Source organism: Oligoflexus tunisiensis (assembly GCF_001748245.1).
GTDB lineage: Bacteria > Bdellovibrionota_B > Oligoflexia > Oligoflexales > Oligoflexaceae > Oligoflexus > Oligoflexus tunisiensis.
The window spans coordinates 4353854-4379522 of the sequence record NZ_BDFO01000001.1; the positions used below are offsets into that span (position 1 = coordinate 4353854).

Sequence of the window (25669 nt, forward strand, 5' to 3'; positions counted from 1 at the left end):
CTATGATTCCTTTTTGGGAAAGGCTAACGCTTTGACTCGACTCAAACCATTAGGCTTTGACGCCTCATTCTATTCTGAATTTATTAAAGACTCCGATCGCCCCGTCGTCCGCGTGATCGAACAGCAAAAGAATCTCTACAAGGTATCGGACACTGAGCACGAATGGTGGGCGGAACCGGGTGGCCGCTTCTTTCATGAAGTCCGCGGCCCGGAGGACCTGCCCGTGGTGGGAGACTGGGTGCAGGTGAATCGGGGGGCGCCCCACGATCGTCTGCAAATCCTGGCTTTGCTCCCGCGCAAAACGCTTCTGGCCCGACGCGCGATTGGCAAGGATCATGAGGCCCAGCTGCTGGCCGCCAACGTTGATCACATCTTTGTGGTCACGTCCTTGAATCATGATCTGAATCCGAAACGTCTCGACCGATATCGGGCTCTGGTTCATCAATCCGGTGCCGCGGGCACGCTGCTGCTCACCAAAAGCGATCTGGTGGCTGCAGAGAAAATTCCCGCTCTCGTCGCCCAGGTGGAGCACAGTTTCCCCCTGCTGATCGTCAGCGGCATTTCCGGAGAAGGCCTCGAGGATCTGCAGAAAAAATTGCCGGCCGGATCCACTGCGGTCTTTATCGGCTCATCCGGGGTGGGCAAATCCACTCTGCTGAATGCCCTGCTCGGCAGCGCAAAGCAGGAGACCGCGGGCATCCGGGAAAGCGACAGTCGCGGTCGCCATACCACCAGCAGTCGCAGTCTCGTCCCCTTGCCTTCCGGTGCGCTTCTGATCGATACCCCTGGCATCCGGGAACTCGGTCTTTGGAATCTCGATGAGGAAACGCTGCAGGGCAGCTTCGATGAACTCGAAGGCTGGGGTGAACGCTGCCGTTATCGGGATTGCCGCCATGAATCGGAACCGGGCTGCGCCGTGCAGGAGGCGGTTCGCACCGGACAGCTGGATGCGGGGCGTCTGGCCAGCTATCGCAAACTCCAGAAGGAGCAGGCCTTTTATGAAAGGCGGCAGGATCAGCGCAAAATGATCGAGGAAAAAAACCGCTGGAAATCGATCCACAAGGCTGTGCGTCGCGAGCGCAGAAACCGCGGGGAGTGACAGAGCCAGGGCGGCCGGCCAGGTTCAAGGTCGGTCGTCCCTTCGTTTCCTGATTGTTGCATATTTTTGGCGATTTTCTTTCGGAAGGATCCATTCCACAGTTCTCTTTTGATATTTCCCGCCTCAAAAGGAACTGAACCATGAAAATAAAGTTTACCGTGAATGGCAAGGAAATGCAGACGGACCTGGATCCCGACATGCCGCTCCTTTGGGTTCTGCGTGACATCATGGGCCTGACTGGCACCAAATTCGGCTGTGGCAAGGCCCTTTGCGGCGCCTGCACGGTGCATTTGGATGGTGCCGCGGTCCGTTCCTGTGTGACGCCGATCCGTTCCGCTGAAGGCCGTCGCGTGACAACCATTGAGGGTCTTTCCCCGGATGGCAGCCATCCTCTGCAGACGGCCTGGGTCACCTATGGTGTTCCCCAATGCGGCTTTTGTCAGGCCGGACAGATTATGACCGCTGCGGCTCTCTTGCAGCAAAAGAGCAGGCCGAGTGCGGAGGACATTACTCAGGCGCTGTCCGGAAATCTTTGCCGTTGCGGAACGTATAACCGCATCCGGGATGCTGTATTCAAGGTGGCTCAGGACTCCAAAGCCTAAATGAGGTGGAATGATGCAAAGAATTATCAGCAGCAGGCGCACATTTTTGGAAGGTTTGGGACTTTCCGCGGCCGGACTTTTTTTTGGCGTTTATGCCTATGCCGATCAGCCCACCAATGAGCCCGCTGGCGACACCGATCCCAAACCCAAAACGGGATCCAGGGCTGTGGAAAAAACCAGCAGGGGTTTGAATCCTAATGTTTTTCTTCATATCGCTCCCGATGGATGGGTGACCATCGTCTGCCATCGTTCAGAAATGGGCCAAGGCATCCGTAGTTCCCTTCCGGTGCTGCTGGCCGATGAGCTCGGTGCCAGCATGCAAAAAGTGAAAATCGTGCAGGCCGATGGCGACAAGGCTTATGGGGATCAAAACACCGACGGTTCCAACAGCATCCGCGGCATCTATGAGGACATGCGCATGGCGGCAGCCACCGCCCGCATGATGCTCGTCGCGGCCGCGGCGGCCCGCTGGAAGGTGAAATCCGACACCTGCACGGCCATGGATCATGTGGTGACTCACACGCCCAGTAAAAGGCAGCTCGGGTTCGGTGAACTTGCGGTCGAGGCCGGTCGCATGAAAATCCCTCAGCCGGCCGAGGTCAGGTTGCGGCCGATCGATGAATTAAAACATCTGGGCAAGGATCTGCCTCTTCTCGATGGGCCGGCCTATGTCACGGGCAAGGCCATTTTCGGTGCGGACCTGAGCCTTCCCAACATGCTGATTGCCGTCATCGCGCGACCTCCTGTCGTCGGTGGTCGCGCCACCTCCTTTGATCCCAAACCGGCCCAGGCTGTGGCCGGCGTAAAGCAGGTCGTTGAACTGCCCGTTCCCACGCTGCCTTATATGTTCAAACCCTGGGGTGGCGTCGCCGTACTGGCGACCAATACCTGGGCTGCCATGAAAGGGCGGGATGCTCTGAAGATAAGCTGGGATATGGGGCCAAACGCAAAATACAATACTGCGGACTACCGCAAGACGCTGGAGAGCTCCGTGCGCAAACCAGGAACGACCTTGCGCAAGGTCGGCGATGTGGAAAACGCTTTGAAAGGCGCGGCCCGCACCGTGGAGGCGGAATATTATGTGCCCCACCTTCCGCATGTGGCCATGGAACCACCGGCGGCCCTCGCGCATTTTCGCAAGGAAAAGGGCGGCAGCTGTGAAGTCTGGGCTCCCACCCAGAATCCTCAGGCCGCGCGCACGGAAGTGGCGCGGGTGCTCGGCCTCGATGAATCCAAAGTCACCGTTCATGTCACGCTGCTCGGCGGCGGCTTCGGCCGCAAATCGAAAGCCGATTTCGTCTCGGAAGCGGCCTTTCTTTCGAAAGCCACGGGCGTTCCGGTCCGGGTACAGTTCACGCGTGAGGATGACATTCATAACGATTACCTTAATACCGTAAGCGCGCAGCATCTGACGGCCGGCCTCGACAAAAAAGGCAAGGTGATCGCCTGGCGTCACCGCACGGCCTTCCCACCGATTGGTTCGACCTTTAAAGCCGACACCAAACGTCCGGGCACCGGCGATCTGCAGCAGGGCGTCCTCGATGTTCCACTCGCCATTCCCCATGTCAGCGCCGAGGCCTGTGAAGCGGAAGCCCATGTGCGCATCGGCTGGCTCCGCTCGGTTTACAATATTTTCCATGCCTTTGCCGTCAATTCGTTTATCGACGAGATCGCGCATGCCCGGCAGCAGGACCCGCGCGAGACCATGCTGGAAATCTTCGGTCCAGCCCGAACCGTCCCCCTTTCCGAATTAGGGGTTGAACAACTGCAAAACTATGGGGCATCCTTGGACAGGCATCCGGTGGATGCCGGACGCTTGCGCCAGGTCGTCGAACGGGTGACGCAAAACGCAAACTGGGCGAATCGGAGCAAGTTGAAAAACCGTGCGCTCGGCCTCGCCGCTCATCGCAGCTTTTTGAGCTATGTTGGGGTCGTCGTTTCGGTGAGCAAAAATCCGGCCGGCCGCCTCTGGGTGGACGAAGCCTGGATGGTGGTGGATGCCGGCACCGTGGTCAATACCGATCGCGTGCGCGCGCAGATGGAAGGATCGCTAATCAACGGCATGAGCCAGGCCCTTTTCGGTGGCGTGACGCATAAGAATGGAGCGGTGGAACAGAACAATTTCGATGGCGTGCGCCTCGTGCGTATGGGCGAGGAACCGACCCGCATCCATGTCGACATTGTGCGATCCCAGGGAGCGCCAGGCGGCATCGGGGAACCGGGTGTGCCGCCCGTGGCCCCGGCGATTGCAAACGCCATCTTCGCCCTGACAGGCAAGCGGATCCGGGAATTTGGAATGATGAATCAGGCTTTCACCTGAACAGGACGCCATGGACTGTCGTATAACGGAGTTTTTTATGCATGATGATCACGAGGAAGGCCAGGATAACCCATCCCAGCCGAAATTAACCAAGAAGGAATTGGCAAAAAAACTCCGTCGCGAGGCTTATCAAAGGGCCAAGGAATTCAAAAAGAATGATCCGCGGGAAATCGCCCGCAAGGCGCAGGCCAAGGAGCAGCGTCGGGCCGCCTATCAAAAAGCCAAGGAAAAGAGCAAGGCGGCTCGCCTTGAGAAAAAGGAGAAAGTGGATCTGAAGGAGCATGTGATGCGGGCTGTGGAGCTGGATAATCGTCCGCTCGCGCCCGTGATTTCGCTCGACAGTGTGCGGAAAAAAGCAGCCGGCCGCAAGCCGGTGCTGCTGGATGATCTTTAGATTCCAAGTACGACAAACTCGTTTTCGCGCGCGCGATCACTCATGTTGACCCAGATGTTCATCGCCTGATTGTTGCGATCCACCAGAGTGTTGACCTCCCGCACTTCCGCTTCGCTCAGGGGGATGCCAAAGGCATAACCCTGGGGACAGGCGTTGGCCCCAGCGGTGAAGGCGCCTTCGTTATTGCTGATCATCCACTTGGCCGCGTTGGCCCCAGCGCTTAAATTACGGCACAGGAAATTGTAGCGGGTGTTGCAAGCGATATCATTCATGCGACCCAGCGCTCCGGTGGCAATACCCGTGGTGTTTTGATGACTGATCTTCATCGCAGCATTGGAATATTCCACGCAATCCTCATCCACACCGTTGAGTGGCGTATTGCTCGGCTCGCCGCCAAGCCAGAAGTTGGGGTTGCGGGTCAGGGCCAGCGGCTGCGTGATGGTGGTTGTCAGGGTCACGGAAAGGGCTCCCAGAGCACTCAGCGTGATCTGCACGCGGTTATGGGGAACGGTCGCGGCTTTTTCCTCAACCGTCCACAAAAGACCAAGAAGATCCTGACTTAAGATCGTGAGCGGGGTCCGATTGCCCTGTGGGTCGACTTTATGGAATTGAACGGTGGCCAGCAGAAGCGAAACCTCCACCGGTTGAGTCACAAGGCAATCCATCTTATAGGTTTCACTGCCCTGCATCTGGCCGTCTTGATAACGACAGGTCAGATACGCGCCACCAATCGGAATGGGTTCCAGCGCGGTTTGATTGGCATCTTCCTCCTCCTCCGGAACGGCTTCCGTAGGGGTGGATGTTGCGGGAGGGGCTTCCGCGACCGAGCTTTCCGAGGTCGGCACGGCAACGGTCTGCGATTCCAGGGCAGCCTCAGCATCCGCATGGCTATAGGCGGCATCACCTTTCAGCACTTCACCGTGGTTGAGTTTGCTCCCGGCATCGCACGAGCTCAGCATGGCAAGAATAAGGCCGAAGGCCGATAAACTTTGAATGGACATGCGGACTCATCCTCCATGTGTTGCTCTAAAGTCTCTATCGGCAGGCCCCATGCGGGTCTGTGAAAAACCTGATTCCAACTTGCACTTCCCCTACTTACAGGGCTGCAAATCGCCGGGTGTTTCCGTTGGAATTCGTATCGACAGGCGGGTGATTCTTGCGGCGGGTAAGAAATGGGTCCGGTTCCGGCCCCGCTCTTTAAGAGGGTGTTCAAAAGGCCCCTCAGGCAAGGCGCGAGTGAGGCGAGCACCGGAGTGTACACGCTGGTACATGAGGAGCGGAGCTGACCGAGCAACGCAGAATGAGGGGCCTTTTCAACACCCTCTAATGTCCCAGGGTTCCATAGAGGCGATCGCCGGCATCCCCAAGACCAGGCACGATATAGCCCTTATGGTTCAACGCGGTATCAATCGATGCGGTCACAATGCGAACAGCCGGGAATTCCTTCTGAACGTTGGCCACCCCCTCGGGGCTGGCCAGCAGCGTGACAAGATGAATGTGACGAGCCCCGGCGGCTTCGACCTGTTTCAGCGCCTGAATCACCGTATGACCGGTGGCCAGCATGGGATCCAGAACGAAGACCTGATCTTCCGGAATGATCTTCGGCAAATTCGCGTAATACGATTCCGCTGCCAGGGTCTTGGGATTGCGAGCCAGTCCCAGATAACCCACCCGTGCCGTCGGCAGGCTGGGCAGGATGCCATCCAAAAAGCCCAGGCCGGCGCGCAGCACGGAGACCAGCACGAGGCCGGTCTTCAGCACAGGAGCCTGCATGGGCTGCAGAGGTGTTTCGATGGTTTCCTTGCTGACGGGCAGAATACGCGCCGCTTCATAGAACAGCATCGCGGCCACCGCGGACATATGCTGGCGAAAGGCCCCGCTGTCCGTCGATACGCGGCGAATCGCCGTCAGCCGATCCTGAACCATCGGATGATCCACCACCAAAACCTGACTCATTCCCTCTCCTTTTCTTAAAGCAAGGACCCCATCGGTTCCCGCAGCATCACGCGGCCTTTGATTTCTTTCAGCAGTTCCTCGATAAAGGCATCGCGGCCCTCGGTTTTCTGCTCCTGGATCCCATAACGGCGAATGGTGACCTGCTGCTGCTCCACTTCCTTCATGCCGATGATGAGCTGAACAGGAACCTTGCGAATCGTATGGTTGCGGATCTTCTTGTTGAAGCTGTTATCCGACTCATCGATTTCCGCCCGCACCATTTTGCTATGCAGTTCGGCGACCAGCGCGCGGCCATAGGCATGGCAGTCCTCGTTCACCGGCACGACCACGACCTGCACGGGCGCACACCAGGTGGGGAAGGCTCCGCCGTAATATTCGAGCAGGAAGCTGATGAAGCGCTCATGCGTGGACAGCGGCGCACGGTGCAGGATGATCGGCATCTGATCCTGACCCTGCTCGTCGGTATAGGCCAAACCAAAATTCATCGGACTCAAAAAGTCCACCTGAATGGTCGAAACGGTTTCCTCGCGACCCATGAGGTTTCTGAACTGGAAGTCGATCTTCGGACCATAGAAGGCCGCTTCGCCTTCGCCGCGATAGTATTCCATCCCGGCGTCGATCAGAGCCTGCTCCAGCATCTTCTCGGCCTTTTCCCACATGGCATCCGGGCCTTTGTACTTGCTGCGGTTCTCCATGCTGCGGATCGAGAGGCGGCAGCTGAAGTTTTTGGTCAGACCGAAGGTGGTATAGAATTCCCGGTACATCTGCAGGAGTTTGCTGAATTCCTCTTCAAACTGATTCTCCCTGAGATAGATGTGCGCATCGTTCATGGTCATGCAGCGCACGCGGATCAGGCCCGAGACTTCACCGGACTGCTCATAGCGATAGCAGGTGCCGTATTCGGCCAGGCGCAGCGGGAGTTCCCGATAGCTGCGTTTGCGCGCGGCATAGATCAGGTGATGGTGCGGACAGTTCATGGGTTTCAGATAGTATTCGGTCTTCTGCCCTTCATCGTCGATCACCATCGGGGGAAACATCGAGTCCTTATAGGATTCCAGATGCTGGCTCCGGACATAAAGGTCGCCCTTGGTGATATGCGGGGTGGCCACGCGGCTATAGCCAAAGCGGAATTCCATATCCATGGCATAGCGCTGGATTTCATCGCGGATCACAGTGCCATTCGGCAGCCAGAGCGGAAGCCCTTTGCCCACGATATCTTCGTAGTGATAGATATCGAGTTCCTTGCCGAGTTTCTTGTGATCGAATTCCTCGGCGAGCTTGCGCCGTTTCAGGAAATCATCCAGCTGGGCCTTGTTCTCAAAGGCCAGGGCATAGATGCGGGTCAGCATCCTGCGCTTTTCGTCGCCAAGCCAGTAGGCTCCGGCGATGCGATCGAGCTTGAACGCATCGGCTGGCAGCTGACTGGTTTTTTCCACGTGAGGTCCCTCGCAGACGTCGAGGAAGGGACCGGTCTTATAGAAGGTGAACTTGGTTTCACCGCGATCCCGCAGATTCTGCAGGTTTTCCAGCTTATAGGGTTCGGCCCGGTGCTTTTGCAGAAAGTCCACCGCCCCTGCGTAGTCGAATTCAAAGTAATCAAAAGACTGCGAGGCACCGATGATTTTTTTCATCGCCTTCTCGATATCCTTCAGATCGGCTTCGGCGAGGGCATGCGAGCCAAAGTCGAAATCGTAGTAGAATCCATGTTCCGTCGGAGGACCGAAGCCCAGCTGAACGTCAGGGTATTTTTGTTGCACCGCCTGGGCCAGGACGTGAGCCAGCGAATGGCGGATGCGATAGAGTTTTGGATTTTCTTGAAGTTCCATCAAATTACCTCACAAAACGACGGAGCAAAACAGCGGCATGACCAGGACACCATTCTTATCATGGAAAAAAACAGGCTGCTATTCTTTTGAGGCTTCGTCTTGACGGCCTGGGACCCGGGACGCTGACAAGCGCCGCAAATACATAGTTGGATCGAAGGCCGACCCCGGCCAACGCCGCGTGCTGTGGAATCCTGCCTCCGAACGGGGTGTTCAACCGGCTGCGTTGCCGCTCGATTCGGCGCAACCATCCGTGCGGCAGCCGCCTGATGGGTCGCACGCTGAACTGCATGCCATGGATCGCATCCTGCGTTATCGCCTTGCGCGTCCTATGCCGTCGTCTGTTTTGTTCACAAGGGGATGATTCGCATCGCAAGTGAGGATGTCACAGCTCGGGCGTATCTCTTCACCGACGAGCTTTTTGAGTTGGCTCGTGAGCCGAAAATTTTTCTTCAAAGTGCCTGGCACTCTACTTGCTTCATCCAGGAATCGGCAACGCATACCTGGAGGTTTCCTATGTCTGCCGGCACAACCCGAACCGCTGCCTTGCTTCTGGCCCTGTTCAGCGCCTGCGGCGCGACCGCTCCCCAGCGGCCGAGTCGCGTCGATACCATCGATCGATTTCCTGCTCCAAGATCCTCTGAGATGGAAATCAACGAACGCAAACCTGTGATCGATGAAGTTCAATTTCGTGCATTGATTCATCGTGTGATGGAGCCCTACCAGAAACTGGCCGCGCTGCACAACGCAAAGATTGTTCTTCGCATCCCGGTTGATGCCACGGTTTCCAAGGACTGTATGAGCGCCACTGATGAAGACACCATACTGCGCTGCTCCTGGCTCTCGGACTTCACCAATGCCGATGCCGGCCGCAGTCGTCAGGAAGAGAATTGGTCCATCGGTGTGGGAGGTGGGCTCGCCCGTCTTCCGACCATGACACCCGAAGGTTTTACGCTGGTTCTGTGTCATGAAATCGGCCATCTCTTTGGTGGCTTTCCCTTCCTGCGGGAGGGCTTCACAGGTCTTGCGCTGCCGGTTTCCGTGGATGGACAGGCCGATTATTTCGCGGCTCAGGTGTGCTTGCGCAAAATATGGGCGCAGGATGACAACGCAAAAAATGCTGAAGGCGTGTTTTACGAACAGATGATTGAACCCCTGGCCGTCACGCAGTGCAACAGCGTCCATGAGGCAAAAGAGGAACGTGAACTCTGCTATAAAACGGTGTTTGCCGGCATGTCCTTTATCAAGACTCTCAGCGGGAAGGTTGATCCGGAAGTGATTCCCAGCGTTGGAACTCCGGACATGAACGAGGTCGGCGTCACCGATAATTACCATCCCTCGCCTCAGTGCCGACTCGACACTTTTCTGGCCGGTGCGCTCTGTCCCACCGTATTGCACGAGAATCAGAATCCCGCCGCTGTTTACTATGACGAAACACGAATTCCAGGCTATCAGCTGAGCAGTCCGGGCGGTGAGGTGGCCCGCAGCCAGGCGCTGGCCGCCAGCTGTCACGAGGATTTCTGGCCGGAGGGGGCCCGTCCTCGCTGCTGGTTCAGCCCCGAGCAGACTCAGGAGGGAGGATGGATGAACGAACTCTGACGATATGCGGCCATTCCGTGTGATTTGACTCAACCGTATCGTCCCATACCACGCTGTCCTGGTAAAAATTCTGAAGAGGCATACGGTCCAAACTTTGCAGTATCTTAAGCAGAGCTGGGACATAGGGGGGAATTGCGTATGCCCGCATCCATTCAGAATCATGACACCGTGATCGTCGGCGTGAGAAAGGAAGGCACGAGCCCGGATCTCGTGCAAAAAATTCGTTCCTTTACGCGGAAACCGGACACTCCAATTTGCCTCGTTCACGCTATTGAAGAGAAGTTGAAATTTCCCTCGCTTTATCGGGAAATCCTCGGCAGTTTCGATATTTCCGAGCTCGGCCGCCAGCTGCCTGAAGCGCATGAGCGCGAAGCTCGCACGCAAATCGAGGCGATGAAAGCCCAGCTGGAGCATTCCGAAAATGTCCGCATCCAGGTCGTGCACTCCGAGGACGCTGCATCCAGCCTGATCACCGAGGCTCAGCTCACCCGGGCCGCGATGATTGCCATTGAAATTCATGAGCACCTTTATCAGCTCATCCCGCGCGGTCTTTCGGTGGCCTTGAACCTCCTCCAGCATTCCCCCATGCCGGTGCTGATCCTGCGCCAGGGTTCGCCCAATCGCTTCGATAAGAAGGAGCAGCTCGTCCTCCTGGCCGATGATCTGTCCGCCTCGTCCCTCGCGGCGGTGCGCAAAGCCATGACCCTCGCGGTGCAGTGGGGTCATACCCGGGTGATTCACCTGCATGTGATCGAACAGAATATGCACGGGGTTCTTTCCGAGCTGGCTGATATCAGCAGGAAAGTCAATGTCGGTCCGATGGGAACGCCTGAGCTGATCGAATACCTCGAACACAATATGGATAACGCTCTGCACCGCCGCACCCAGGAGTATCAGGAGGCCTTGAAAGAGGCCGGTTGCACCTATGAAACCATCGTCCAGGTGGGTCATGTGGCGAACCGGGTGACGGCCATGATTCGCGAGAAAAAACCTGACCTGATCGTATTTGGGCGACGGCAACGCCTGCATCATGGGCCTTTGGGTTTCGGCCGGGTGCCGTTTGCCGCCATGCTTGCCAACTCCGACGCTGTTCTGATCGTCCCTTGAATGACGGGGGCGAACCCTTATCCTCAAGACCTGAAAGGGAGCGCTTATGAAGATCGTTGTAGGAGTTGATAACCTGCCGCAAGGCGACCTTGTTCTCAAGGTGATCCATGATCTGAATTTCGCCAAGGTCCAGCTGAACCTGGTCAATGTCGTCGAGGTTTGGCTGGATCAGGGCACGACGCCTTATGGCTTTGGCGCAGCACCCTATAACCTCGAAGACTACTTTCAAAAGGTGGAGGAGGAAGCCCGCCGCTCGCTCAAATTGCTGAAGGACAGTGCCGAACGGCAATCCGTCAAGGAATGTCAGACCCAGCTGCTCTACGGCAATATCAGCAATCAGCTGATGGACTATGCGGACGCTGTGGGCGCGGACCTCATGGCGGTGGGTTCCTACGGCAAAAGCCCGCTCGAAGGCATTCTGGTCGGCAGCGTGGGCCGCAAGGCGGTGATCAATTCGAAACGCAGTGTGCTGATCGCCAAGGATACCTGGCGCGGCCGCTCCGGTTTATCGGTGGTCCTGGCGAGCGATCATTCCCCTTACGCCAATCAATGGATCGAACGCTTCATCCAATGGGCTCCGCAGGGCATTCAACATCTGACTCTGGTCACCGTGCTGCCCGAGGTCATGTATCAAACCGATATCGGCCCCTGGATCCGTGAAGGTCTGAATACGGCTAATGCCAGGACCGCCCACAAGTTGAAAAGCGTGTGCACGGAGATTCAAACCCGCGTGGAAGTCGGCAACGTTTCGGAAACCCTGGCGCGCGTGATGCAGGCCACGCAATCGGATCTTTTGATCCTCGGCTCGCAGGGCCATGGTTTTATGGAACGGATCGCCCTGGGCAGCACCTCGCTCGAACAGGCGGTGAAACAGCCCTACTCCGTGCTGGTGGTGCGCGCCTGAATCGCAACGGCCCAGAATAGTCTTGCGCTGGTGGATAATATCCGGGATGATTCACCCATCGAGGCTGCGAAGCTCCGGGTCGAGGCGACCCGGTCGGGGCATGCGCTTTACCGTCAACCCTCCTCTCGAAAAGCTCGATGATGAATGAAATTCTGAAGGATAAGGAAGGCACGGATCAAGACCTGCCCTTCCCTGGCGTCAAAGCTCTGGTTTGCGATGATGATGAGTTGAATCAAAAGATCATGGGACGACTGCTCGCCCGCTACGGGGTCGAGACGGATATGGCCGCCAATGGGCGCGAAGGTCTGGACGCCATGGCCAGTCATTCGTATGATATCGTCTTTATCGATTTGAATATGCCCGTTCTCGATGGTCGGCAGATGGCGCTCGCGGTGCGCGGAAGCGAGGACCCGCGTGTGGCCGAAACCCCTCTGGTGGCTGTGACGGGGGCCGCGCATTACTTTCAGGAACGACCTCTGGCTGAAACCGGCTTTGATGATTACATCGTGAAACCCATCACGCCGCAGCTCGTTCTGCAGTCCTTGAAACGCGCTCTGCCCCAAGCCTGATGACGCCGCTGGGGCTGCTCCCCCATTCATGTCCGCTTTTTGTGTCTTTTACCACTGCCTTTCGCTATAATCCGCGCAGAGAATTACACCCAACGGTCGCCTTTTCAGCTTGTTTCAAGCTTTTCCCATTCAGGCTCTTTTCTTGCAAAACCAAAGCGAATGGAGGTCCATAATGAAAATATGGAAGGCACAAAAAAAACCCATCGTGGTTGGGATGCGTATTGACGACCATGAGAATCTGCTCCTGCAGAGTTCCATGGCGCTGGCGAAAAAATTACAGTCCCGTGTGGAACTGGTGCACTGCTTTGAGTCCGCCATCGCCTGGTCCAGTGCCGGTGAAATCCTCCCGAATCCCACCAGCCAGGCGACGCCTCAGGCCAACCCCTGGAGCAAGGAGCGGGCCCGTAGCATTCTGAAGGCACTGGCCCATGCCACAAGCGAGGACGTCGACGTTCATGTGCACATCGAACGCGGGGATCCAGCGGAAAACCTCGGGCGTATCGCCAAGGACGTGTCATCAGGGTTGATCATCTGCGGCATCCGCGAGCAGGATGAGGCCCGCGCTTTCAAAGGGTTGTCCACCGCGCTCTCGCTGGCTTTTTATGCACCGGTTCCGGTGCTGATTCTGCCAGCCAACACCGCCATTGATTTTCAAGAGCCGCTGAACATTCTGATCGCCGACAGTCTCGGCGGTGAAGGCTGGCATGTTCTCGAAAGCGGCCTCCAGCTCGCCCGCACCCTGGACTGTGAAGCGGTCTATCATACGCACGTACTGAAAGCGAATGCGATGGATATCGAGCAGACTCTCCGCGATATGGCGGAAAGCGCCAAACAGGGGCGTATGTCGCGCGAGATCCGTTTGACTCCTGACTTATTGCAAAAAACGCTTTTGCAGAAAATAAATGAGGAACTGTTTTATCGCTTTCACAACACCAGCTCCTGCAAGGATCTCCTGCGGCGCTATCATCCCATCGCCGCTCTGGGCGATATCGACAGCGAATTCAACCGCATGATGGAGAACAGCGGCATCCGGCTTGTGATCATGGGGCGTCATCAGTTTTTTGCCAATCGCCGTCTGACTCTGGATCACATTCCCTATCAGGCTCTCATGCAGAATAGGGCAGGACTTCTGGTGATTCCGAGCTTTGAGGAATCCCGTAATCGTCTGCAGGATAATGAGTGGGAAGCGCGCACCAACGCCGACAAGGAATTGAGCGATATCCCACAAGCCTGCGAGGCTTATCCAGATAACTTATGAAAATAATTCAGGACGAAGTGGCTGGTATGTTTTTTGTTATGCATTCACATAGGTGCGGATCGCCAAGCCCCTTAACCCTGGAGAATGATCATGAACGAAAGGCAAACCTGTGAGCACTGTAGGGAACAGATTCACTGTCGCAACCTTTATGTGGCCCTGAGAATTCTCGAGGAGGAACTCCGCTTCGTGGATCGCATCGATCTTTGGCGCGAATTCAGCAGACTCAAAGAGGATATCAGGGCTGCCGGTTACGGCTATCCCGACGGCATCGATACCTGCACGATAGCAGACAGCCCCCACAAGGCGCGGGCTCTGGTCGAGCGCGCGGAGCGAATCCTGCGTGAGGTCCGTCACACGGTTTCAATAAGCCCAGCGTAAGATCCCATACTGCCAGGTCACCACCAGATTCAAAAGTCCATAAAGCGCCAGCAGGGGCCAACCGGCCCAGCGTGGCAGCCGTTCCCAGGCATCGCCCAGGACGAAAAGCAGAGGAAAGAGGACGGCCCCAAAGCGAAAGGCGTCGACCAGCTCACCCTGCAGCGGCATGATCGCAAGGCTGAGAAAGCAGTACAAGGCTTCCGCAAAACGGCCGCGACGGAAGAGCAGCAGCGTTCCCGCCAGCCACAGCCCATAGAAGAGATGATGCAGAAGGCTCCCCACGCGAAGGTTTTGAATGGGATTGGCCAGTAAAAATGTTTTGAAATAGGTGCTGATGCCGTCGGCGATGAACCAATGACTCTGATGCGCGCCCATCGCCGGAAACCAGCCGCGACCTTCCCAAAAATGGAGGAGAGGCGCCAGCCCCCACAAAAGTCCGCTGATCACCCCCATGCCCACAAAAATTCCCAGACGCTGCAGCGGTTTTTTTTCCTGCGCCATGAGCATGCCCCCAAAGGCCAGAGCCATCGCCAGGAAAACACCCTGATGCCGGGTCAAAGCCGCAAGACCAGCCCAGATCGCAGCCAGCCACCACTTTTTTTGATGAAGCGCGGTAAAGCCGAGCACGGAAAGCAGCAAAAATAAACTTTCCGTGTGAAAGGAATGAAAAATATAGGAGGCTGGACTCCAGAGAAAAAACAAAAGTCCGCCCCAGGTGAGCCAGCTTTCAGGCCGGGGGCCGCGACGGGCCACCAGCAGGGTCAGGCTCAAAGCGAAACACACAACGGAGAGCAGGGTTCCGACCGCGAGTGTCGCCGTGACGCCACTCAAACCAAAAAGTGTGGTGAGTCCCCGGGCCATATAAGGGAACAGCGGAGGAAACGCCGCGCTTGCCGCGTCATAACCCTGCGTCGCAATCCGCAGATACCAGCCCGCGTCCCAATGCTGCAAAAGTGCACTCCAGCTTGTGTCCGAGCGTTGCAGGACGACCAACCACAGCAGGACATGGACCACGCCCACAACAAGGGCGAGACCCATGCACTGGGACAGCGAGGGACGCGCTGCGGCACTATGGAATAGAGCAGGGTTTCGATAGTCGAGGCCTTGGAACTTCGCTATGATCTTCCCATGCACCCTAGGCTGATGAGGCATATAGATGATTCCCCTTTTTGATTACCAGCGCCAGTGGCGTGAACGGCAGTCTGAGATTATGGATACGATACAGCGTGTTTTAAACTCCGGCCAGTTGATTTTAGGCGCCGAGGGGCGTGCCTTTGAGGGTGCGATGGCGAATCTGATCGGAATGGATCACGCGGTGGGTGTCAACTCAGGAACCGATGCGCTGGTGCTCGCGCTGCGGGTTCTGGGGGTGAAGCCGGGTGATGGCGTGATCACGGTGCCCAATACCGCCGTGCCCACAGCAGCCGCCATTCGGCTCTGCGGCGCGCGGCCGGTGTTCGTCGATGTCGAACCCGACACTCTGCTGATGGATGTCGAACAGCTCAAAAAATTGAATACGCAAGGCTGCAAGGCCATCATCCCGGTGCATCTGCATGGGTTGATGGTGGATATGGATCCCCTGCTGGCCTTTGCCCGGGCCCGCGGCCTGGCTGTGATCGAGGACTGTGCGCAGGCGCTGGGCTCTTTTTATAAGGGGCGGCCCGCCGGCTCCTTTGGAGCGATTTCCTGCTTCTCCTTTTATCCGACGAAAAATCTCGGCGCGTATGGTGACGGCGGCCTGTGCACCACCCGCGATGCTGGTCTGGCCAAGGCTTTGCGGCAGCAAAGAATGTATGGCTTTGATGAAACACCAATTGCTCAGGTGGATGGATTGAACAGTCGGCTGGATGAATTGCAGGCCGGCATCCTGAATCTGAAACTCAAATACTTCGACGCCGATATGCAAAAGCGCCAAAGTCTGGCGCAGCGTTATCTGGAAAAACTGGATGGGCGGCGCCTGCAGCTGCCCACAAGGCCGGCGGGTCGCACTCACTCCTGGCATATATTCGCCGTGCGCAGTCCCTTCCGTCAGGAGCTCAAGGAAAAGCTTGCCGCCCGCGACATCATCACGGGCGTGCACTATGCCACGCCTCTGCATCGGATGCCGGCTTATCAGGACCTCGGCTACGAGGCCGGGGACCTGCCCGTGGCGGAAAAGGCGGCGGCGGAACTCCTCTCGCTTCCTCTGTTTCCTGAGTTCACGCATGAGGAACAGGACAAGGTCATCGACACCCTGCACGAGGCACTGCCGCGATGAATGCACCGGAACTCTCGTTTGTCATTCCTGTTTACAACGGCGCGGCCACCATCGGCTTTGTCGTGCAGGACATTCTGCGTCTTTTTCAATTTTTGACCTTCGAAATCATCCTGGTCAATGACGGTTCGCGCGATCAGACGGAAGCGGTCTGCCGGCAGCTGGTCGAAGCGCATCCGCAGCACGTGACCTTTCTGCAGCTCTCGCGCAACTTCAGCGAGCATAATGCGGTCCTGGCCGGTCTGAATCAAAGCCGTGGCGCCTATGTCGCCGTGCTGGATGATGACGGGCAGAATCCGCCCGCGGAAATCATTCGCATGTACGAAGCCATCAAAACGGGCAACTTCGATACGGTCTATGGTTTTTACAGGGAAAAGCAGCATCACTGGTTTCGCAACCTCGGCAGCCGTTTCAATGATGCGGTGGCCACGGTCATGCTGAAAAAGCCCAAGCATCTTTATCTGTCGAGCTTCAAGGTCATGAATCGCTTTACCGTGGATCAGGTCATCACCTACCGGGGCGCGTTTCCCTATATCGATGGCCTGATCTTTCGCACGACGCAAAATATCGCGCAGATTCCCGTCGAGCACAGAAAGCGCGATCAGGGTGCGTCCGGCTATACCTTGAAAAAACTGGTCAAGCTCTGGCTGAACATGTTCCTGAATTTCTCGATCAGCCCGCTGCGCCTGGCAGCCATGATTGGTCTTTTCACCGCGGCCGCGAGTGTGCCGCTGATGATTCTGATCATCATCGACAAGATCATGAATCCCTCGCTGACCATGGGCGTGCCCACCATACTGGTGGCGATGACGTTTTTTTCCGGGATTCAGCTCTTGATTATCGGGCTCGTCGGTGAATATCTGGGCCGCATGTTTCTCGATCATTCCGGCACGCCTCAGTATATCGTTCGCTATGCCTATGGCCGGGAGCAGCCGGAACCGGGTCCGATGCCCCGCGTTCCGCAGGCCAAACGCCTGACCCCGCCCCCTTTGCGAGAGGAGCCTTTCCATGTCAACGTTTAAGCAGGCCCGCGTTCTCATCACGGGAGGCCTTGGCTTCATCGGCAGCAACCTCGCCATTCGCATGGTCGAGCGGGGCGCCCGGGTCACGCTGATCGATGCCATGATTCCCAGCTATGGCGCGCGCACCTTTAATATCGACAGCATTCGCGATCGGGTGCAGGTGAATTTTTCCGATATTCGCGAGCCCTATTCCGTGGACTACCTCGTGGCCGAGCAGGATTATATCTTCTGCCTCGCGGGGCAGCTCAGCCACATCGATAGCATGCGGAATCCCATCAATGATCTGCAGATCAATTGCCTCGGGCATTTGAATGTGCTCGAAAGTTGCCGCAAGCATAATCCCAAGGTGAAGCTGGTTCTGACCAGCACCCGCCAGGTTTATGGCAAGCCGCAGTATCTGCCGGTGAATGAGCAGCATCCGATCGAACCGGTGGATATCAACGGCATTCATAAACTGGCGGCCGAACAGTACTTTCAGCTCTACCATAAGGTTTACGGAATCGCCGCGACGGTCCTGCGTCTGACGAATACCTACGGACCGCGCATGGATCTTCTGAGCCAGGACAAGGGCTTTACCGGAATTTTTTTGCGCAAGGCCCTGCTCGGGGAAAAAATTCAGCTCTTTGATGGCGGGCATCAGCTGCGGGATTTCAATGCCATTGATGATGTGTTGGACGCGCTGGAAATCGCCGCCCTGGGCGATCATCCCGGCCGCATCTTCAATCTCGGCCACCATCAACCGCACAGCCTGCGGGAATTCGTTGAGATTCTGGCCCAGCGCCTCCTCTTTGAAATCGAGGACGTCCCCTTCCCCGCCGAACGCAAGGCGATCGACATCGGGGATTATTATGGCTCCTACGAGGATTTCCACCAGGCCACGGGCTGGAAGCCGAAAATCCCGCTGCAGAAAGGTCTGGAGCAGACCATCGATTTTTATGAAGAGCACCTGCAGCATTATCTGAAAAGCCATCGGAAGGACGTCTGATGGAAGAGACCGCTTACCTGGCCCTCGCGGAAGCCGAGGATCATGGCTGGTATTATCGCGCGCGGCTTGAGGCTGTGGAAACTTTGCTGAAGCGCTTCGCTCCCCAACGATCAAGGCCTCTCCGAATACTGGATATCGGCTCCGGAACGGGTGGCAGCACGCAGCGGCTCCAATCCCATGGGGATGTGCTGGGCATGGAGCCTTCCGCACTGGCCCGCGAGCTTTCGCAGAAGCGTTTCCCCACTTTGAAAGTGGAACCCTGGACCATTGACGAATTGCCGGCCAGGGCGCCCCACGATTTCGACGTCGCCGTGATCCTCTGCGTTCTTTACCATCAGAATATCAAGGACCCGGCCGCCGCCTTGCAAAAGATCGCCAGCGTGCAGAAACCTGGTTCCATTCTGATTTGGAATGAGCCGGCCTACCCTTTTCTTTGGCGTCAGCACGATCGTCAGACCGCAGCCGGTCGCCGCTTCTATCCACGTTCCATGCATCAGCTGCTTCACGAGCAGGGCTATGAGCTGGTCTTTCAATCCCATCTCCTGGGCTGGGCTTTTCCCATCGCCTGCCTTCTGGCGCTGAAGGATCGCTGGCGTTGGGGCGCGGATCGGCAGACGACCTCGGCCGAGGAAGGCAGCGATCATAAGCCGGTGCCTGGTCCTCTCAACCGCCTTCTGCGCTGGATCACATTCAGTGAATGGAGGCTCAGTCGTCTCGGTCTGGGCCTGCCCTTCGGTGTTTCGCATCTCCTCGTCGCCCGCCGGCGCTAAGAGGCGGCATGTTTTTCGCATGGATTTCGAACAGGACGGGAGGCCCATGAAGGGCCGCGTCTGATATTCGAGGCCACCATGAACACGTTTTTTATCGGCACTGCCGCCTGGAGCATCCCGCGAACCGCCACCAGTTTCTTTGCCCCCTCCGGCTCGCAGCTGGAACGCTATGCGAGCCGTTTCAAGGCGGTGGAAATCAACAGCTCCTTCTATCGCGATCACGAGCCCAAAACCTATGAAAAATGGGCCGCCATGACTCCCGCCAACTTTCGCTTTGCGGTGAAGATGGCGCGCGCTTACACGCACAGCCGCGATTGGAAAACGACCGACCTTTTGCATACGGTCGACGGGTATCTGCATCTGGGTCAAAAGCTCGGAGTCATTCTGATTCAGCTGGCCCCGCGTCACGTTTTTGATCCTGATCAGGATCGGGACCTCTTCGCGGCCATCCGACGCATCTATGAAGGGCCGATCGTGGTGGAGCCAAGACATCGCAGCTGGGCCAGCCACGAGGCCCATCTTCTGATGCATGAAATGCGGATCGGCAAAGTGCATGCGGACCCGGAACGCTGCCCCGACCTGAAGCCTGAATTCGTCAGTCCGATTCAATACTGGCGGCTGCATGGTTCCCCGGAAATCTATGCGAGTGATTATGCCTACGCGTACCTGCAGCATCTTGGGGAAACATTGCAAAAGGAAAAAGCCGCTGGACAGGATTCCTGGGTTATTTTTGACAACACGAAATTTGGTCGCGCTACTCACAATGCATTGGAATTGGTGAATATTCTGGAGCGACCCGGTTTGGAGTCAGCAGGGGACATGAGGTGATGTTTTTGACCTGCACTGGAGCCTGCCTCTTTTCGCAGCGCCTTATGGAATTTTCAGGGGTTTGGAGTTTGGTACGAATCCTGAAAGTGTTGCAAAAGCCGGACAGGTTCCGGCCTATGTCCAACGCAGGAGAGACATCAGAGCAGGACAAAGACATGGATCGTGTGAGCGATCTCGAGCTTTGCTCCCGGTACTTCAGCCGAACCCATTGATGGATGAGTTGCAAGGAGGTTTTCGATACATGATCGAAAACCTCCTGTTTCGTGGTTCTGGAGCCAGCAATTAGAGGACGTAGAGGAAGGCCAGAAGATCTTTCTTCTCAGCTTCGGTCAGACGCAGTTCCAGAACGAGATTGAAGAATTCCACCGTATCATCCAGCGTCAAGAGGCGACCGTCGTGCAGATACGGAGGGGAATGACGAATGCCGCGCAGAGGGAAGGTCTTGATGGGACCGACCGACGTCATCAGCCGCCCATTGACGTTCTGCGGCTTAAAGAAGCGTTCCGCCTTCAGATCATGCATGCTGTTATCGGTAAAATAAGGCCCGGGATGGCAGCTGGCACATTCGGCCTTGCCGTAGAAAAGCTCTTCGCCGCGCAGCTCGGCAGACGTCGCCACTGCGGGAATCAAGCGGCCATTGATATCAAGTTTTGGCGCCGGTGGGAAATCCAGAATGGACTGGAATTCGGCCATATGCGCGACCTGAAGCGCACGGTCGAGCTTGTTAAAGCCTTTCTTGGCCGCTGTCACATGATCCCCATCGAAGTAAGCGCCCAGCTGTTCGAATTCGGTGAAGTCCTCCACCGTTTTCATCGCCCGTTGACTGCCGAAGAGGCGTTGGATATTCAGGCCGCGCAGTGTCGGAACATCAAGACGCCGGCGGAACTCCTGAGGACGGGTCACCGGATCCAGGTGCGTGGCGCCATTGGTATGGCCGTTGGCATGACAGTCGAAACAGGAAATTCCCAGTTCCGGGCTATCCGTGCGTCGATCATTGGTCACGTTGAATTGCTGCTGGGCAAAGGGCGTCACGAGCAGACGCAAACCATCCAGCTGCCGCGGCGTGAGGATGCCATCAAAAATTTCAAAGAAGTTTTTGTTCGTGATCAAAACACCCTGCGAAACATCCCCGAGATCAGGTCGTGTGGTCAGGAAAATTGGTGCAGGAAATTCCGGTAAAAAATGATCGGGAATATCCAGCTCCACATCGAAGCGTAAAAGATTGCGTCCTTCCGCAGCCATGATTTCATCGATATGAAACTGCGGGAGCACCTGCCCGCCTTCTTCATGACGCGGATGCGGCAGAGGCATGAAGCCGTCCGGGAACAGGTTTTGCTGTTTGATCTGTTCGGGCGTCATCTGCCCAAGCTGTTCCCAGGTGACATTTTCACGGAGGCGAACCCGCACACCCGTCTGGACCGGCTTGCCGCGACTCATGTAAATGTTCGCCTCAGCCCGCGAACTCATATCGTAGCGCGCATTGAGCATTTCATTCTGCTTGCGTTCGGCCTCCGGTTTCCCGGCCACGAGGCGGGCCCGCATGTCAGCAAACGATTCGGTGATGGCCACCGGGATATAACTCGTATCACCAGGACGCTCTGTTTCGGGTGGCTGCGCTTGATTGGGCGTGTTGCCCGGAGCAGGCGCGGCGCTCCGTTCCTTCTTTTGAAAGAGATCACTGCTCTGATGACAGGCGGAAAGACTGGTGGCCATGAGCACCACCACCGAAAAATTCCTCATGACAAGACTCCCTTACAGTCTGGATGGAGGCAAGAAAGATCGACTCTGACCGCCACAGTAAAAAGAGAGGGCAGCGCATGGCTGCTGGGAAGATTCCGCAATTTCTGCAGAAAAATAGGATGAAGATTCGGTTCGGTAGGATTTTTGAGAAATTAACTCAAACCTGGAACGAAATCTGCACTTTGAAAAGCGGTGTCCGTCGTTTTAATCAGGAGGTGCACGATGCAATTCAACAATTCAGAAATGGAGAACGAACGACCGACTCCTCCATTTCCCGCGCGCAAAATTCCCAAACCAGGATTGGAGAAGGACCTGGAACCCCGCCCCCAGTATGAAGGTTTGGAATATCGCGGCTCAGGAAAACTCGAAGGGAAAGTGGCGCTCATCACCGGGGGTGACTCGGGAATAGGGCGGGCGGTTGCTGTCCACTATGCGAAGGAAGGCGCGGACGTTGCCATCGTGCATCTGCCCGAGGAACAGGATGATGCCGAGGAAACTCTGCAAGCCGTGCGGGCATTGGGGCGCGGTGCGATCAGTATCCCAGGCGATGTCGGCGATCCTGAATTTTGCCGCCAGGCCGTAAAGAGCACGGTGAAAACCTGGGGACATTTGGATATCCTCGTGAACAACGCCGCCCGCCAGAAGCACATTGAGAACATCGAGGATCTGGATGAGAAGGAATTTGAACACACCTTTCGCACCAATATCTTCGGCTATTTCTATATGGCCAAGGCCGCGATTCCCGAACTTCCAGAAGGCGGCTGCATCATCAACTGCGGATCCATCACGGGCCTCGAAGGCAGTGCCGCGCTCCTGGATTATTCCGCCACCAAAGGCGCCATCCATGCTTTCACCAAGTCGCTGGCGAAAAACCTGGTGAAGCGTAAAATTCGTGTGAACTGCGTGGCCCCTGGTCCCGTCTGGACTCCGCTCAATCCGGCTGAACTCAAGCCCGAAGCCACGGCCCATTTCGGCGAGAGCACACCCTACGGCCGCCCCGCCCAGCCCGAGGAAATTGCGCCAGCCTTTGTCTTCTTTGCTTCATCGATCGATTCCAGCTATATCACTGGTGAAGTCCTCTCGCTGCTCGGTGGAGATACCACGGCCGGATAACCGCAAGCCTGAGTCGTGAGTTTATTGACGATTCAGGCTGAATTTTCGATTCCTCCAATCCCCGGCCTTTCGGAATTTACCCATACCCTTAATTTAAAAGCCTTTATCCCGATAAATCTCTCAACTTGATCCCATCAAACCGAGGGGGCACGATGCGTTTTCTTTTCACCTTATTTCTGACCCTGGGCCTTTCCTTCCCCTGTATGGGCTTTACCCTTCAGCCCGATACGGAACAGGTCGTGGTCGGCAACTTCAACTTTCTCGCTGATCCCACGCGCCAGCTGACACTAGAAGAAATTCGGACCCGCACGGATTGGAAGGTGAACGAAAAAGGCAGCTTCAACTTTGGTTTTTCCAAGGACAGCTACTGGATCACCTTTCAGGTGACCAATGCCGTGCCTGAGCTGAGGCAGTGGATCCTGGAACTTGAATATGCGCCACTGGACTTTATCGACCTGCATGTTGTCCACAAGGATGGTCGCGTCACCCATAAACGTGCCGGCGATCGCCTGCCCTTTGCCGAACGTGACATCGAATATCGCAGCAGCAACTTTATCCTCAAAATGGAAGCCCAGGAAACGGTCACAGTTTATCTGAACATCCGGTCGGAGAGCTCCATTCATGGGCCGATTGTTCTCTGGTCACCTCAGGGGTTTATTGAAAAGGCCAGTCACGAGTTGACGGGCTTCTCCCTCTACACCGGCCTCATGCTGGCGATGTTACTCTATAACCTTTTCCTTTTTCTCACCATCCGCGATAAAAGTTATCTCTATTATGTGCTCTATGTGCTGTTCTACGGCTACACCATGACCTCGGTCTTTGGGCTCAGCTATCAGTACGTGACGCCCGAAGCGCCCGCCCTCGCCAACCTGATGGTTCCTGTCTCCATAGCCCTGGGCAGCATCTTCGTTATCCTGTTTGCGCAGGAATTCCTGAAACTCAATCAATATTCCGTCTGGATGCCGCGACTCTTTAAATTCTTCTATGTTTGGGCAGGCTGCGCCCTCGCCGCCACCCCATTTTCCTATGCGCTCAGCATCAAGCTCGCCTCCGGCCTGACCATGATCGGGGCGCCCTGTGTGTTCATCGCTGGTGTTGCCTGCCTCGGCAAGGGCTATCGGCCGGCCTACTTTTTCGTGCTGGCCTTTTCGCTCTTTCTCATCGGGATCACCATCAATCAGATGCTGACCTTTGGTCTGGTCGAACCGAGCCTCTTCGCACGTTACAGCGGGCATTTTGGTTCAACCGCGGAAATGATCCTCCTGTCCATCGCTCTGGGTGACAAGATCAAATATGAGCAGAATCAGACCCGACGGGAGATCGTCCAGCTCAACAAGGACCTGAAGGAAGTCAATGAACATCTGGAATCGCGCGTGGAAGAGCAGACGCGGGATATCCGCTCCATGCTGCAGCATATTCGTCTCGGCATCTTCACCATCGTCGAAGGCGGTCAGATTCACAAGGACTACTCATCCTTTCTGCAGAGAATCTTCCAAAGGCAGGATCTGGCCGGAGCCAGGGCTGCTGATCTCCTTTTCGAAGGCAGCGATGTGGGTTCCGATACGCGCAGTCAGGTCAATAGCATATTGCAAAGCACCCTCGGTGAACCGGAATGCAGCTTTGATTTGAATGAAGGTTCCCTGCTCAAGGAAATCCGTAAAACCGGTCCCGACGGGCAGGCCAGGATCCTTGAAATCGACTGGAGTCCGATCGTCAACCGTCGCGAGTTGATCGAAAAAATCCTGGTCACCATTCGCGATGTCACCCAGTTCCGGGAACTCCAGGAGGACGCGAACCTGAAGAAAAAGGAACTGGAATTCATCGCCGAGATCGTGCCGATTTCGCGCGAGCAGTTCGCCCGCTTTCTCAGTTCCACCGACAAGCATATTGAAGAGAATGAGCGCCTGATCCAGGCCAATGCCACGAAGAGCCTGGAGGCGTTGAAGATCATTCTGATCAACCTGCACACGCTGAAAGGGACAGCCCGGGCCCTGGGGCTCAGGAAACTGAGCGAGATCGTGCATGAGGCGGAACATTACGCAGCGCTTCTGCAGAGCGGCCAGGCGGACTGGAAGCAGGACCTTCTGCGCCGCGATCTGGAGCTGGTGAAGGCCACGTTCGAATACTATCGTCATGTCAACGATCAGGTTCTGGAGCGCGCTTCGAACCGGAGCAGCATCGAGCTGGATATTGCCAAGGTTGAAGCCATCCTGAATGAAATTGCCGGTCTGCATCAACAGCCCCTGTCGTCCGAATCCCGCAGCCTTTTTCAAAAGATCGATTTCATGCTGTCGAAGGCCTTTCTGCAGCCCGCCTCTCTTGTGCTTCATGAGATCCTGATCAGCACCCAAAGGCTCGCCCGGGACCTGAACAAGGAAGCACCGAAACTGGTGATCACCGACAACGGCTTTTTCCTGACGCGCGACGGGGCTGAGCTTCTGCGCAACGTGCTCAGTCACCTGACGCGCAACTCGATGGATCACGGGATTGAAACCCGCGAGGAACGCCGGGCCATAGGCAAGGCGCCCCAGGGAACGATTACCGTGACTCTGGCCGAGGACAAGGATGGGCTGATCCTCCGTTATCAGGATGATGGACGCGGTCTCGGCCTGCAAATGATCAGAACGCTGGCCATGATCCGTGGTCTGGTGGACAGGGTCGATAACCTGAGCCGCGAAGAGCTGGCTCATCTGATCTTTATCCCTGGATTTTCCACCAGCCAGGCGGTGAATGAAATCTCGGGACGCGGCATGGGGATGTCGGCTATCAAGACCTACACGGAAAATGCGGGCGGCACGCTCACACTGGAGCTGGGGTCCGCTGATCCGATGGAGGACTTCATTCCCTTCACCCTCGTCATGCATATGCCTGCGCGCTACTATCGCTCCTTCCCGGAATCTTTCCTGAAAAAGGAGCGGGGGTCTGCGGCCGCCTGAAGGGATCGTGGC

23 protein-coding genes are annotated in these 25669 nt (G+C 56.5%); 18 read left to right on the forward strand and 5 right to left on the reverse strand.

The window, feature by feature from the left end:
- Nucleotides 1–31: 31 nt before the first annotated feature.
- From rsgA to OLTU_RS18025, 4 genes are all read left to right on the forward strand, one after another.
- Complete coding sequence (gene rsgA, locus OLTU_RS18010) at nt 32–1099, forward strand: ribosome small subunit-dependent GTPase A (protein ID WP_176736740.1); 1068 nt, start codon at nt 32–34, stop codon at nt 1097–1099.
- A 140-nt stretch (nt 1100–1239) separates the two neighbouring features.
- Nucleotides 1240–1701 carry a (2Fe-2S)-binding protein gene (locus tag OLTU_RS18015; RefSeq protein WP_141734153.1) on the forward strand — a complete coding sequence of 154 codons (462 nt, stop codon included), beginning with the start codon at nt 1240–1242 and terminating at the stop codon, nt 1699–1701.
- Between the two features lie 10 nt (nt 1702–1711).
- Nucleotides 1712–4021 carry a xanthine dehydrogenase family protein molybdopterin-binding subunit gene (locus tag OLTU_RS18020; RefSeq protein ID WP_218110107.1) on the forward strand — a complete coding sequence of 770 codons (2310 nt, stop codon included), beginning with the start codon at nt 1712–1714 and terminating at the stop codon, nt 4019–4021.
- 37 nt (nt 4022–4058) lie between these two features.
- Nucleotides 4059–4415 carry a hypothetical protein gene (locus tag OLTU_RS18025; protein WP_141734154.1) on the forward strand — a complete coding sequence of 119 codons (357 nt, stop codon included), beginning with the start codon at nt 4059–4061 and terminating at the stop codon, nt 4413–4415.
- Here OLTU_RS18025 and OLTU_RS18030 read toward each other — a convergent pair.
- The 3 genes from OLTU_RS18030 to thrS all read right to left on the reverse strand — a co-directional run bounded on the left by OLTU_RS18030 (nt 4412) and on the right by thrS (nt 8197).
- On the reverse strand, nt 4412–5416 hold the full coding sequence (locus OLTU_RS18030) for a C-type lectin-like domain-containing protein (RefSeq protein ID WP_141734155.1): 1005 nt from the start codon (nt 5414–5416) through the stop codon (nt 4412–4414). The two genes, OLTU_RS18025 and OLTU_RS18030, sit on opposite strands and share 4 nt — an antisense overlap.
- A gap of 322 nt (nt 5417–5738) precedes the next feature.
- Nucleotides 5739–6371: a uracil phosphoribosyltransferase gene (gene upp / locus OLTU_RS18035; protein ID WP_141734156.1), complete on the reverse strand. Its 633-nt coding sequence runs from the start codon at nt 6369–6371 to the stop codon at nt 5739–5741.
- Nucleotides 6372–6385: 14 nt separating this feature from the next.
- Nucleotides 6386–8197, reverse strand: coding sequence for a threonine--tRNA ligase (gene thrS / locus OLTU_RS18040; protein WP_141734157.1), 1812 nt, complete (start codon nt 8195–8197; stop codon nt 6386–6388).
- Between the two features lie 178 nt (nt 8198–8375).
- On the opposite strand from thrS, the gene OLTU_RS32395 reads away from it, so the two are divergent.
- From OLTU_RS32395 to OLTU_RS18070, 7 genes are all read left to right on the forward strand, one after another.
- Complete coding sequence (locus OLTU_RS32395; RefSeq protein ID WP_218110108.1) at nt 8376–8558, forward strand: hypothetical protein; 183 nt, start codon at nt 8376–8378, stop codon at nt 8556–8558.
- Nucleotides 8559–8710: 152 nt separating this feature from the next.
- Nucleotides 8711–9793: a hypothetical protein gene (locus tag OLTU_RS18045; RefSeq protein ID WP_141734158.1), complete on the forward strand. Its 1083-nt coding sequence runs from the start codon at nt 8711–8713 to the stop codon at nt 9791–9793.
- Between the two features lie 138 nt (nt 9794–9931).
- Complete coding sequence (locus tag OLTU_RS18050; RefSeq protein ID WP_141734159.1) at nt 9932–10900, forward strand: universal stress protein; 969 nt, start codon at nt 9932–9934, stop codon at nt 10898–10900.
- Nucleotides 10901–10946: 46 nt separating this feature from the next.
- On the forward strand, nt 10947–11804 hold the full coding sequence (locus OLTU_RS18055) for a universal stress protein (protein ID WP_141734160.1): 858 nt from the start codon (nt 10947–10949) through the stop codon (nt 11802–11804).
- A 137-nt stretch (nt 11805–11941) separates the two neighbouring features.
- Nucleotides 11942–12373, forward strand: a complete 432-nt coding sequence (locus OLTU_RS18060) for a response regulator (RefSeq protein WP_141734161.1) — start codon at nt 11942–11944, stop codon at nt 12371–12373.
- A gap of 172 nt (nt 12374–12545) precedes the next feature.
- Nucleotides 12546–13631 (forward strand): universal stress protein, encoded by a 1086-nt coding sequence (locus OLTU_RS18065; protein WP_141734162.1) that lies wholly within the window; start codon nt 12546–12548, stop codon nt 13629–13631.
- A gap of 90 nt (nt 13632–13721) precedes the next feature.
- Entirely contained in the window at nt 13722–14009 is a 288-nt protein-coding gene (locus tag OLTU_RS18070; RefSeq protein ID WP_141734163.1) for a hypothetical protein, read from the forward strand.
- On the opposite strand, the gene OLTU_RS18075 is transcribed toward OLTU_RS18070, so the two are convergent.
- Nucleotides 13992–15161, reverse strand: a complete 1170-nt coding sequence (locus OLTU_RS18075; RefSeq protein ID WP_141734164.1) for a mannosyltransferase family protein — start codon at nt 15159–15161, stop codon at nt 13992–13994. The two genes, OLTU_RS18070 and OLTU_RS18075, sit on opposite strands and share 18 nt — an antisense overlap.
- Nucleotides 15162–15165: 4 nt before the next feature.
- Between OLTU_RS18075 and OLTU_RS18080 the strand changes: the two genes are divergently transcribed.
- The 5 genes from OLTU_RS18080 (at nt 15166) to OLTU_RS18100 (ending at nt 19868) form a co-directional block, all read left to right on the forward strand.
- A complete protein-coding gene (locus OLTU_RS18080) occupies nt 15166–16266 on the forward strand; it encodes a DegT/DnrJ/EryC1/StrS family aminotransferase (RefSeq protein WP_141734165.1) in 1101 nt (366 codons plus the stop codon).
- Complete coding sequence (locus tag OLTU_RS18085) at nt 16263–17285, forward strand: glycosyltransferase family 2 protein (RefSeq protein ID WP_141734166.1); 1023 nt, start codon at nt 16263–16265, stop codon at nt 17283–17285. Before OLTU_RS18080 ends, OLTU_RS18085 begins: the two co-directional genes overlap by 4 nt.
- Nucleotides 17272–18270 (forward strand): NAD-dependent epimerase/dehydratase family protein, encoded by a 999-nt coding sequence (locus OLTU_RS18090; protein WP_141734167.1) that lies wholly within the window; start codon nt 17272–17274, stop codon nt 18268–18270. Before OLTU_RS18085 ends, OLTU_RS18090 begins: the two co-directional genes overlap by 14 nt.
- Nucleotides 18270–19040, forward strand: coding sequence for a class I SAM-dependent methyltransferase (locus OLTU_RS18095; RefSeq protein WP_141734168.1), 771 nt, complete (start codon nt 18270–18272; stop codon nt 19038–19040). Before OLTU_RS18090 ends, OLTU_RS18095 begins: the two co-directional genes overlap by 1 nt.
- A 78-nt stretch (nt 19041–19118) precedes the next feature.
- Nucleotides 19119–19868: a DUF72 domain-containing protein gene (locus OLTU_RS18100; RefSeq protein ID WP_141734169.1), complete on the forward strand. Its 750-nt coding sequence runs from the start codon at nt 19119–19121 to the stop codon at nt 19866–19868.
- Nucleotides 19869–20150: 282 nt separating this feature from the next.
- Here the strand turns inward: OLTU_RS18100 and OLTU_RS18105 are convergent, their stop codons facing one another.
- Nucleotides 20151–21608: a cytochrome B6 gene (locus OLTU_RS18105; RefSeq protein WP_141734170.1), complete on the reverse strand. Its 1458-nt coding sequence runs from the start codon at nt 21606–21608 to the stop codon at nt 20151–20153.
- Between the two features lie 222 nt (nt 21609–21830).
- On the opposite strand from OLTU_RS18105, the gene OLTU_RS18110 reads away from it, so the two are divergent.
- Both OLTU_RS18110 and OLTU_RS18115 read left to right on the forward strand, forming a co-directional pair.
- Complete coding sequence (locus OLTU_RS18110) at nt 21831–22721, forward strand: SDR family oxidoreductase (RefSeq protein WP_218110109.1); 891 nt, start codon at nt 21831–21833, stop codon at nt 22719–22721.
- A gap of 152 nt (nt 22722–22873) precedes the next feature.
- Nucleotides 22874–25657 carry a 7TM diverse intracellular signaling domain-containing protein gene (locus OLTU_RS18115; protein WP_141734171.1) on the forward strand — a complete coding sequence of 928 codons (2784 nt, stop codon included), beginning with the start codon at nt 22874–22876 and terminating at the stop codon, nt 25655–25657.
- Nucleotides 25658–25669: the final 12 nt, after the last annotated feature.

Bases quoted from the DNA above. Each gene is read 5' to 3' on its own strand.
- OLTU_RS18080 (WP_141734165.1), top strand. From the start codon at position 15,166: ATGATTCCCCTTTTTGATTACCAGCGCCAGTGGCGTGAACGGCAGTCT.
- OLTU_RS18060 (WP_141734161.1), top strand. From the start codon at position 11,942: ATGATGAATGAAATTCTGAAGGATAAGGAAGGCACGGATCAAGACCTG.
- upp (WP_141734156.1), bottom strand. From the start codon at position 6,371: ATGAGTCAGGTTTTGGTGGTGGATCATCCGATGGTTCAGGATCGGCTG.
- OLTU_RS18100 (WP_141734169.1), top strand. From the start codon at position 19,119: ATGAACACGTTTTTTATCGGCACTGCCGCCTGGAGCATCCCGCGAACC.
- OLTU_RS18015 (WP_141734153.1), top strand. From the start codon at position 1,240: ATGAAAATAAAGTTTACCGTGAATGGCAAGGAAATGCAGACGGACCTG.
- OLTU_RS18065 (WP_141734162.1), top strand. From the start codon at position 12,546: ATGAAAATATGGAAGGCACAAAAAAAACCCATCGTGGTTGGGATGCGT.
- OLTU_RS18115 (WP_141734171.1), top strand. From the start codon at position 22,874: ATGCGTTTTCTTTTCACCTTATTTCTGACCCTGGGCCTTTCCTTCCCC.
- OLTU_RS18095 (WP_141734168.1), top strand. From the start codon at position 18,270: ATGGAAGAGACCGCTTACCTGGCCCTCGCGGAAGCCGAGGATCATGGC.
- OLTU_RS18050 (WP_141734159.1), top strand. From the start codon at position 9,932: ATGCCCGCATCCATTCAGAATCATGACACCGTGATCGTCGGCGTGAGA.
- OLTU_RS18070 (WP_141734163.1), top strand. From the start codon at position 13,722: ATGAACGAAAGGCAAACCTGTGAGCACTGTAGGGAACAGATTCACTGT.
- OLTU_RS18105 (WP_141734170.1), bottom strand. From the start codon at position 21,608: ATGAGGAATTTTTCGGTGGTGGTGCTCATGGCCACCAGTCTTTCCGCC.
- OLTU_RS18045 (WP_141734158.1), top strand. From the start codon at position 8,711: ATGTCTGCCGGCACAACCCGAACCGCTGCCTTGCTTCTGGCCCTGTTC.
- OLTU_RS18090 (WP_141734167.1), top strand. From the start codon at position 17,272: ATGTCAACGTTTAAGCAGGCCCGCGTTCTCATCACGGGAGGCCTTGGC.
- OLTU_RS18110 (WP_218110109.1), top strand. From the start codon at position 21,831: ATGCAATTCAACAATTCAGAAATGGAGAACGAACGACCGACTCCTCCA.
- OLTU_RS18020 (WP_218110107.1), top strand. From the start codon at position 1,712: ATGATGCAAAGAATTATCAGCAGCAGGCGCACATTTTTGGAAGGTTTG.
- OLTU_RS18030 (WP_141734155.1), bottom strand. From the start codon at position 5,416: ATGTCCATTCAAAGTTTATCGGCCTTCGGCCTTATTCTTGCCATGCTG.
- OLTU_RS18055 (WP_141734160.1), top strand. From the start codon at position 10,947: ATGAAGATCGTTGTAGGAGTTGATAACCTGCCGCAAGGCGACCTTGTT.
- OLTU_RS18025 (WP_141734154.1), top strand. From the start codon at position 4,059: ATGCATGATGATCACGAGGAAGGCCAGGATAACCCATCCCAGCCGAAA.
- OLTU_RS18075 (WP_141734164.1), bottom strand. From the start codon at position 15,161: ATGCCTCATCAGCCTAGGGTGCATGGGAAGATCATAGCGAAGTTCCAA.
- OLTU_RS18085 (WP_141734166.1), top strand. From the start codon at position 16,263: ATGAATGCACCGGAACTCTCGTTTGTCATTCCTGTTTACAACGGCGCG.
- thrS (WP_141734157.1), bottom strand. From the start codon at position 8,197: ATGGAACTTCAAGAAAATCCAAAACTCTATCGCATCCGCCATTCGCTG.